A 6,933-nucleotide genomic window follows, 5' to 3' on the forward strand; every position below is an offset into this window, starting at 1 on the left:
CCAGCTCCGTGCGAAGCTCCGGGCTCTCGAGCAATCCGATGTCTCCGGAAGCGAGGGCCGCATCGAGCGTGTTCGTCGCCGGTTCGTACGTCGGTCCCCCGAGAACGGCAAGAATCAGGGAATCCGGAACGGGCACTTCCCCGGATGCGTCCCGTTCCTCGATCCGGACCAGCAGCTCCACGGTGCCGGCCGCCATCCGCCGGGCCAGAGTCCGTCGCCCTTCGAGGCCCGGACGACTCGACTCGAAGTCCGTTCGCAAGCCCGCGAGAAGGTCTCGCTCACGGCCCGCCTCCTGCCGCGCGTCCCACCACGCGTCGATCGCGAAGGCGAGGAGAATCGACAGGACCACGGCGACGCTCTCCGCGAGGAGGCGGCGCCACTGGATACGTGCGGACCCCTCGTCCGAGCGGTCAGTCATCGACCCCCGCCGCCGTCCCGTCGGCAACGAAGCGATCCACGATCGCCAGCAGTCGGGCGTCGAAGTCGTCCACCCGCCGCAGCAGGATGCCCGCGTGGCCCACGCCCTGGACGGTGTCGACTATGAAACCCGGATCGTAGCGTCGGAGGGCGTTCACGTTCGTCGGCTCATTTGTGGTGTTGATGGCGGCGATAGGCACTTCGAGTCGTTCCAGGGTCGGGTTCATCTCGGTTCCGACCCAATCGTGAACGGCGTAGAGCACGGTGACCTGGTACTCCGCCAGCTCCTCCGGCTGGATACGGATCACGTAGTCGATCAGCGAGTCGGGCGCATCCGGGGTGAAGCCGAAGGCACGGATGAAGGCCGGATCGTTCCAGTTCGCCCGCATCGCGGCCACCATCTGCTCCAGAGCCTCGTCGCCGGCAAGAAAGGTGTCGGGGTCCTGGACGGTGTCGACGAAGATCAGGCCCGCCACGCGCTCCCCGAGCTGATCGGCCGCTTCGATGATCACCGGCCCTCCCATCGAGAAACCGACGAGTACGACGTCCTCCAGCCCCAACTGATCCGCCACCGCCACGACGTCCTGCCCGAATGCCTCCATCGTCCACTCCGTCCGGTTCGCATCCGAGACTCCGTGCCCGGCCAGGTCGAGCGCCACCACGCGGTGGTTCGTCGCCAGCGTCTCCGGATGCTGGCCCCAGATTCGGCGGCTGTTCGTCCACCCGTGCACGAGCAGCAGCGTCGGCTCGCCCGCACCCCTCACCTCGTAGCGGATCGTCACGCCGTCGGCGGATACCGCTTCGCCGTACGATACGGTCGGCTCCGGAGGCACATCCGCAGCGCATCCCCATACGAGCGTCATGCAGACTACGGTCAGAACCTTCGAACCGGACCGCATGGCGCTGATCCCCCGGCGCGACCGGCCTTGTGGATTCCCGTCTCGCGGCTTCATGCGCACCTCCCGTCTCGTTTGTCCGTGGTGAACGGGTTCGGCGGACTCCCGGTGATTCAAAGCGTGTCTTCGCTTCCCGCGTCGTCACCCTTCATCAACAAGCGTTCCGTGAAGTCGAGCCGCTCCGTGAGTGCCGACACATCGTCCTTCATCGACTCGATCTCCGCTTGCAGGAGGTCCAGCTGCTGTTCGAGCGCGCCGGAACCCTCGGCTACCGGCGCCCCCGATTCGAGGCGTCGGACCCGGCTGAGAATGTAGGCGAACACGCCCACCATGGCCGTGCTTCCGATCACGGCGGCGAAGATGAGGAACAGCACCGTGAGACTGCTGATCATGAAGCCCCCTCCATGAGGGACGAGCCGGGCTGCGCCATCGCCTTCAGGGCGGACCCCTGTCGTGCGAGCGTCCACATCGCGGTCGCCGGCAAGGAGCGGGTCACGTTACGGCGCATGGGCACCATCACCCTCGACCCCGGGAACCGGCAGGCCCTGTTGCCGCAGGAACGTCAGCCGGTCCCAGTAGCCCCGTTGAAACCGGATATGACCGTCCACCACGTGAAAGAAGCCGCACCCCCGGAGACCGAGGGGATCACGCCATTCCAGGATCGCCCAGTCTCCGTCCTCGAACAGGTTCTCGACGATGCAGGTCATGTCGGCGGCGGCGAACTCGCTCGAGAGCATCTCGCGTATCGCTGCGCGACCGCGGATCGGCTCCCGGACGACCTGGTGATTCACCGCGTCCTCGGCATAAAGGGCCGCCAGGGCATCGACGTCGGCGGCGTTGAAGGCATCCACCCAGGCACGGACCACGTCCCCCGGGCTGCTCATTCGAGGTACGGATCCTCGCTCGAAGGCACCGGCTCCCACAGCTCGATCTTTCGACCTTCGGGGTCCACGATCCACGCGAACTTGCCGTTCGGGTGCTCTTCGATGTCTCCTGCGATCTCGACTCCTTCCGATCGAAGCGCCCCGATGAGAGCCTCCAGGTTGGCGACGCGGAAGTTGACCATGAAGGACTCGCCGCTGGGAGCGAAGTACTCCGTGTCGGTCGGGAACGCGGCCCACACGGTGTAGCCGACCTCCTCGGGGTCGGCCTTTTCGCGCCACTGGAACGCGAAGCCACCCCACTCCGCGGCGTCGATCCCGAGGTGCACGCGGTACCAGTCCGCCACCGCGGCTGGATCCTGGCTGCGGAAGAACAGGCCGCCGAGGCCGGTCACCCGCCCGCCGTCCGCTTCCTCTTTCCGGGTCAGCTCGACCCGGGCGAACTCGCTGCGCTCTCCACCCTGCTCGACGTCGATGGCCCACCTCCAGCTGTCGCTGTCCGCGCGGTATTCGAACGTGTTGTAGATGACGCTCCCGTCGGGAAGCTCGAACACGAACGGAAGGGAATCCCCCTCCCGCTGCGCCCGTCCCATCACCTGCGCATCCACATCCAGCCCTCCCCCGCCCGTGGTGTCCAGCCACAGGCAGGCGTAGCGGCCCGGGTCCGGGTCCCACCCGATCAGCACGACCGCCTCGTATTCGTGCCGTCCATCCGGGGTCATCTCCCGGGATCTCTCGTGGAGCTGCAGGTAGTAGTGGTCCAGTATCCAGTCGGCGGAGATGTCGTGGACCACTTCAGCGCCGCCGATCGTGCCCGTCATCACCCACTCCCCGGCCAGGTGCTCCAGAAGGGGATCCTGCCAGCCGATTCCCTGGGCAGACGCGGTCAGCGGAAGGGCCAGGGCCAGGACGAGCATGCGGAGCGAATTCTTCATGGATCTGTGCCCTCGAGGGCGTCCCGGTTCGTCACGCTGTCGTAGTACGAGTGGACCTCACGGATCCTCCCGTCCTCGACGAACACCCAGTCGCACGCCTCGACCGGGCCGGCGGTCGTCTCCACTTCGTAGGTGATGGCGGCGCGGTCCTCGGCTTCGATCACGTCGCGCACCGTGATCCCCAGAACACTCTTCCGCGACATGGGCTCGACGGCGCGCAGGTACTCCTCCGCCCCCTCGAACCTCCCGAACGGGCTCACGTGCACGAAGTCCGGTGTGAGACGAAGCAGGCTCAGGTCGTGCGAGTCCCAGGCGCGAAGCCAGAGCCGGGCCAGATCGGCCGGCGAAGCGCTCACCCGTCGGGCTGCGGCTGCAGCAGACCCAACTGCTTCAGCGCGGCGAGGTTGTCCCAGCCTACCCAGGTCTCCGCGATCTTCCCGCCCTCGAAGCGGTGGACGACAAAGTTGTGGAGCCGGATCTGTCGTCCGGTCGGCGGCACCTCGCCCATGGGGCCGACATGTGTGCCCGTCCCCGTGGTGACGTAGGCCACCAGATCGCCCTCGGCCAGGATGACCTCTATCTCCTCGTGCCAGTCGGGAAACGCCGTGTAGTTCCACTCGAGGAACTGGAGGAACGCATCCGCGCCGCGGATCTCCTCCATGCCGGTGGAGGCCTGGCTGTGCCGCACGTAATCCTCGATGACGGCCTCCCGGAACACCTCCAGGTTGGCGCGGTTCACCCCCTCGGCGACGATTCTCCGGACGGTCTCTTTGTTGGATTCGGCATGACTGGACTCTGACACGGTTGCCTCCGGAAACGACTCCCTCACGTCGCGATCACCTGACATCCATTCTACGCGAACGTGTACGGGTTACGAAGCCATGCCGGGGAGACCGACTCCGCGGGGCTCGGCCTCCGGCTCAACTTCCGTATCCCCGCGCCCGCTCGTAGTGCTGAAGCTGGGGCTCCGTGAGAACCGCGCGTACCCCGAGGTGCGCGTTCAGGTGCGCGGCCCTCAGCATGCCCCGGCTCTCGGCGATCGAGGCGACCAGTTCATCCAGGCGTTCCCGGGTGATGGTCTCCTCCGCGAATGCCCGGTCCAGCTCGCGCTCGAGGCCGACGATGCGCTCTCCGAGTGACCTCGCCTCGATCTTCATCCGTTCGAAGATCGTCGTGACTTCTCGCCTCTGATCGGGGGAGAGTTCGAGCATATCCGCCAGTTCCAGCACGTGCTTCGGGCCCGGGTAACCGTTCAGTTCCGCCGGCAGGGCCATCCCGAGGCCGTCGCCGTTCAGGAGTCCTTCGGTTTCGGCCCCCGACAGAGCCTTGATTTCGCGGTCCGTGAAGTCCGAATACGGGGATCCATGGTCGTGCGCGTGTTCCTGCGCGGTCGCGGGACGGGCGGCGACAAGGCCGAGAATCAGGATCGTGACGCCGAGTGCGCTGCGCATCGACAGACTCCTCTCCGTGGGGGTCATCGGCGGGACCCAACGCCCGCGCCGGTATCGGCCCCGGGTGCCTCGGGCCGGTGTCTCAGCCACCGCTTGAGCGCCGCGGTCAGAGAGCAGCTATTCGCCGGATACCTGCCGCTGGTACTCGGCCTCATCGTAGTGTCCCTGCGACTCCACGATCCGCCCCTCCGTGTCGAGCGCCCACTGCTCGTACCCGCTCAGTCGAACGGACCGGCCCGTGCCTCCCGGCCCCGTATTGGTGCCGGTCCACGTCCAGTAGAAGGTCGCGTGACCGTCCTCGCTGACCACCGAGTCCATCTCGACGACCATGTCGGGAAAGGCCTCCATGAACCCACCGGCCGTGGTGGCGATGGCCTCACGTCCCACCGAGGGCTCCCCATCGTTCACGATGAGAACTCCGTTCTCGGCGTAGAACTCGGCCAGCGCCTCTGGATTCTGTCCGCTCCAGGCCTCGGCATAGCGCGTCGCCAGGTCCGTCAGGTCCGGCCCGGCCAGACGGCGTGTGTCGTTCGAGGCCGAGCGGGCGTCGCACGCCCAGAATACCACAGCCGCCGCCGCGACGAGCGTGATCGGCCTCGCGGCCAGGGACATCAGAGCTTTCCTTTTCACGGGCTCACGACTCCTCTTCGTAGGGAAGATCCCACTCGTCGACGTTCACGTAATCGGGCTCAATCTGCACCGCGCTCCACCCTGACGTGACGAAGGAGGATGGGCCGACCGATCGTCGCCACCAGCACTACGACGCTCAGCACCGCGAGGCCGACCGGATTCACACGGACCAGCCGGACCAGGAGCGCCCCCGTGAGGCAGAGCCCGGCGATCGCCCCACCGCCCGTGATCGGGCGCGCACCGGCCTTCTGCCGGAACGCCAGTCCGCACACGACCGTGAAAGTGAACAGGAAGGCGAGGCTCGCCGCTTCGACCAGGGTCCCGAGGGAGCCGACCACGGCCAGAACGGCCGCCATCGCGCCCAGCCCGATCACCGCCCGGTCGGGTATCCCTTCCGCATTTCGACGCTCGAGAGCAGCCGGCAGCTCTCCGTCCCGCGCCACTTCGGCCGCCAGCCGGGCGGTTCCGAACAGGGTGGAGTTGATGGCGGACCCGGTGGAGAACGCCGCGGCCACCGTGACCACGACGAGGCCGAACGTGCCGAACGCGGCCTGACCGGCCACGGCCAGCGACACCTCTTCGTTCGCCACGATCTCGTCGGCTCCGATCAGCATGGCGGTCCCGAGGGCGACCGCCACGTAGACGCCGATCACGCAGACGATCGCCGAGATCACCGCGCGGGGAAGTGTGCGATCCGGCGTATCGATGTCCTCGTAGTCGTACGCCAGAAGCTGGAACCCCTCATAGGCCATGAAGACGGAAGCCGCACCGAAGAGAGCTGAGAGAGGACCGGCGTCGGGAACGCCGCGCGAGAGCATGTCCGGGGCCCAGCGAGCGAGCCCCCACGCCGCGAGGCCCACCAGAACGATCAGCTTGAACCAGACCAGAAACACCTCGACGCCCCCCGCCTCGCCAACTCCGCGGAGGTTGAGACCGATGAAGAACGCCAGAATCGCGATCCCGGCGGCGCGCGGAAACCAGGGTCCGAGGCCGACCACGTGACCCAGGTACTGGCCGAAGGTCGTGGCGTAGACGGCGTTGGTGAGTACGTACCCGACGATCAGCACCCACGACAGGCTCCCGGCGAAACCCTCTGCATCGATTTCGCGCAGAAACGTGAAGGCACCTCCTCCTTCCCCGTAGTAGGCGGCCAGCTTCACGTAGCTGTATCCGGCGACGAGGGCCACGAGTCCGCCGGCCACGAAGCTGAGCCACGCCCACGGACCGGCGACCCCGATGACCACTCCGAGAGTGGAGAAGATGCCCCCGCCCACCATTCCGCCGACGGCCATCGACCAGGTGGCGTTGAAGCCGAGCTTCTCGGACGACGCGGGGTTGTCGGTCATCGAAACCCCATGTTCGGGTGCGGAGTCATTGGCACTGTGGAGCTGCTACTCGGGACCGAGCGCACCTTCGGCGGGCCAACTCGTTTCGGCGATCCACGAGCTCGATGATGGGGATCATCGGTCTGGTGGCCGGACGATCACCTCCACCGCGATCGGCCGGTGGTCCGATGCCACGGGCTCCTCCAACACCGACTCGGACAACACCTCGAATCGGTCGAGCGGACGGAACAACACGAAGTCGATCTCCCGCTCCGGCGCATACGAGGGAAAGGTCAGGGCGTCGTCTCCCTTGTCCACGACGCGCCACCCGCGTGCGAGGTGCTTCATCACTGCCGTGCCCGGCTCGGAGTTGAAGTCGCCGGCCAGCAAGGTCGGAA

General features: G+C 66.9%; 10 protein-coding genes and 1 pseudogene. All 11 read right to left on the bottom strand.

Translation table 11 applies throughout. From position 1 onward, the window contains the following. Positions 1-418: hypothetical protein (locus AC36XV_RS09670; protein ID WP_492203483.1), on the bottom strand; the 418-nt coding region annotated here is incomplete at its 3' end. Beyond that, positions 411-1,370 carry an alpha/beta fold hydrolase gene (locus AC36XV_RS09675; protein WP_492203484.1) on the bottom strand — a complete coding sequence of 320 codons (960 nt, stop codon included), beginning with the start codon at positions 1,368-1,370 and terminating at the stop codon, positions 411-413. The genes AC36XV_RS09670 and AC36XV_RS09675, both read right to left, overlap by 8 nt. Before the next feature lie 56 nt (positions 1,371-1,426). Further along, the gene (locus AC36XV_RS09680; protein ID WP_492203485.1) at positions 1,427-1,705 is read right to left on the bottom strand and encodes a hypothetical protein; all 279 of its coding nucleotides are present in this window, start codon (positions 1,703-1,705) and stop codon (positions 1,427-1,429) included. Between the two features lie 105 nt (positions 1,706-1,810). Then, positions 1,811-2,197: a nuclear transport factor 2 family protein gene (locus tag AC36XV_RS09685; protein WP_492203486.1), complete on the bottom strand. Its 387-nt coding sequence runs from the start codon at positions 2,195-2,197 to the stop codon at positions 1,811-1,813. Then, on the bottom strand, positions 2,194-3,129 hold the full coding sequence (locus AC36XV_RS09690) for a VOC family protein (protein ID WP_492203487.1): 936 nt from the start codon (positions 3,127-3,129) through the stop codon (positions 2,194-2,196). Before AC36XV_RS09690 ends, AC36XV_RS09685 begins: the two co-directional genes overlap by 4 nt. Further along, entirely contained in the window at positions 3,126-3,485 is a 360-nt protein-coding gene (locus AC36XV_RS09695; RefSeq protein ID WP_492203488.1) for a nuclear transport factor 2 family protein, read from the bottom strand. The genes AC36XV_RS09690 and AC36XV_RS09695 overlap by 4 nt, the downstream gene beginning before the upstream one ends. Beyond that, the gene (locus AC36XV_RS09700; RefSeq protein WP_492203489.1) at positions 3,482-3,931 is read right to left on the bottom strand and encodes an ester cyclase; all 450 of its coding nucleotides are present in this window, start codon (positions 3,929-3,931) and stop codon (positions 3,482-3,484) included. Before AC36XV_RS09700 ends, AC36XV_RS09695 begins: the two co-directional genes overlap by 4 nt. A 118-nt stretch (positions 3,932-4,049) precedes the next feature. Further along, entirely contained in the window at positions 4,050-4,580 is a 531-nt protein-coding gene (locus AC36XV_RS09705) for a Spy/CpxP family protein refolding chaperone (RefSeq protein ID WP_492203490.1), read from the bottom strand. 117 nt (positions 4,581-4,697) lie between these two features. After that, a complete protein-coding gene (locus tag AC36XV_RS09710) occupies positions 4,698-5,210 on the bottom strand; it encodes an ester cyclase (RefSeq protein ID WP_492203491.1) in 513 nt (170 codons plus the stop codon). Between the two features lie 59 nt (positions 5,211-5,269). Next, complete coding sequence (locus AC36XV_RS09715) at positions 5,270-6,556, bottom strand: APC family permease (RefSeq protein ID WP_492203492.1); 1,287 nt, start codon at positions 6,554-6,556, stop codon at positions 5,270-5,272. Positions 6,557-6,670: 114 nt separating this feature from the next. Beyond that, positions 6,671-6,933: pseudogene (locus tag AC36XV_RS09720) on the bottom strand (endonuclease/exonuclease/phosphatase family protein); the annotation flags it as partial.

The organism is Candidatus Benthicola sp. (assembly GCF_058719085.1).

Bases quoted from the DNA above. Each gene is read 5' to 3' on its own strand.
- AC36XV_RS09715 (WP_492203492.1), bottom strand. From the start codon at position 6,556: ATGACCGACAACCCCGCGTCGTCCGAGAAGCTCGGCTTCAACGCCACC.
- AC36XV_RS09690 (WP_492203487.1), bottom strand. From the start codon at position 3,129: ATGAAGAATTCGCTCCGCATGCTCGTCCTGGCCCTGGCCCTTCCGCTG.
- AC36XV_RS09685 (WP_492203486.1), bottom strand. From the start codon at position 2,197: ATGAGCAGCCCGGGGGACGTGGTCCGTGCCTGGGTGGATGCCTTCAAC.
- AC36XV_RS09705 (WP_492203490.1), bottom strand. From the start codon at position 4,580: ATGCGCAGCGCACTCGGCGTCACGATCCTGATTCTCGGCCTTGTCGCC.
- AC36XV_RS09680 (WP_492203485.1), bottom strand. From the start codon at position 1,705: ATGATCAGCAGTCTCACGGTGCTGTTCCTCATCTTCGCCGCCGTGATC.
- AC36XV_RS09675 (WP_492203484.1), bottom strand. From the start codon at position 1,370: ATGAAGCCGCGAGACGGGAATCCACAAGGCCGGTCGCGCCGGGGGATC.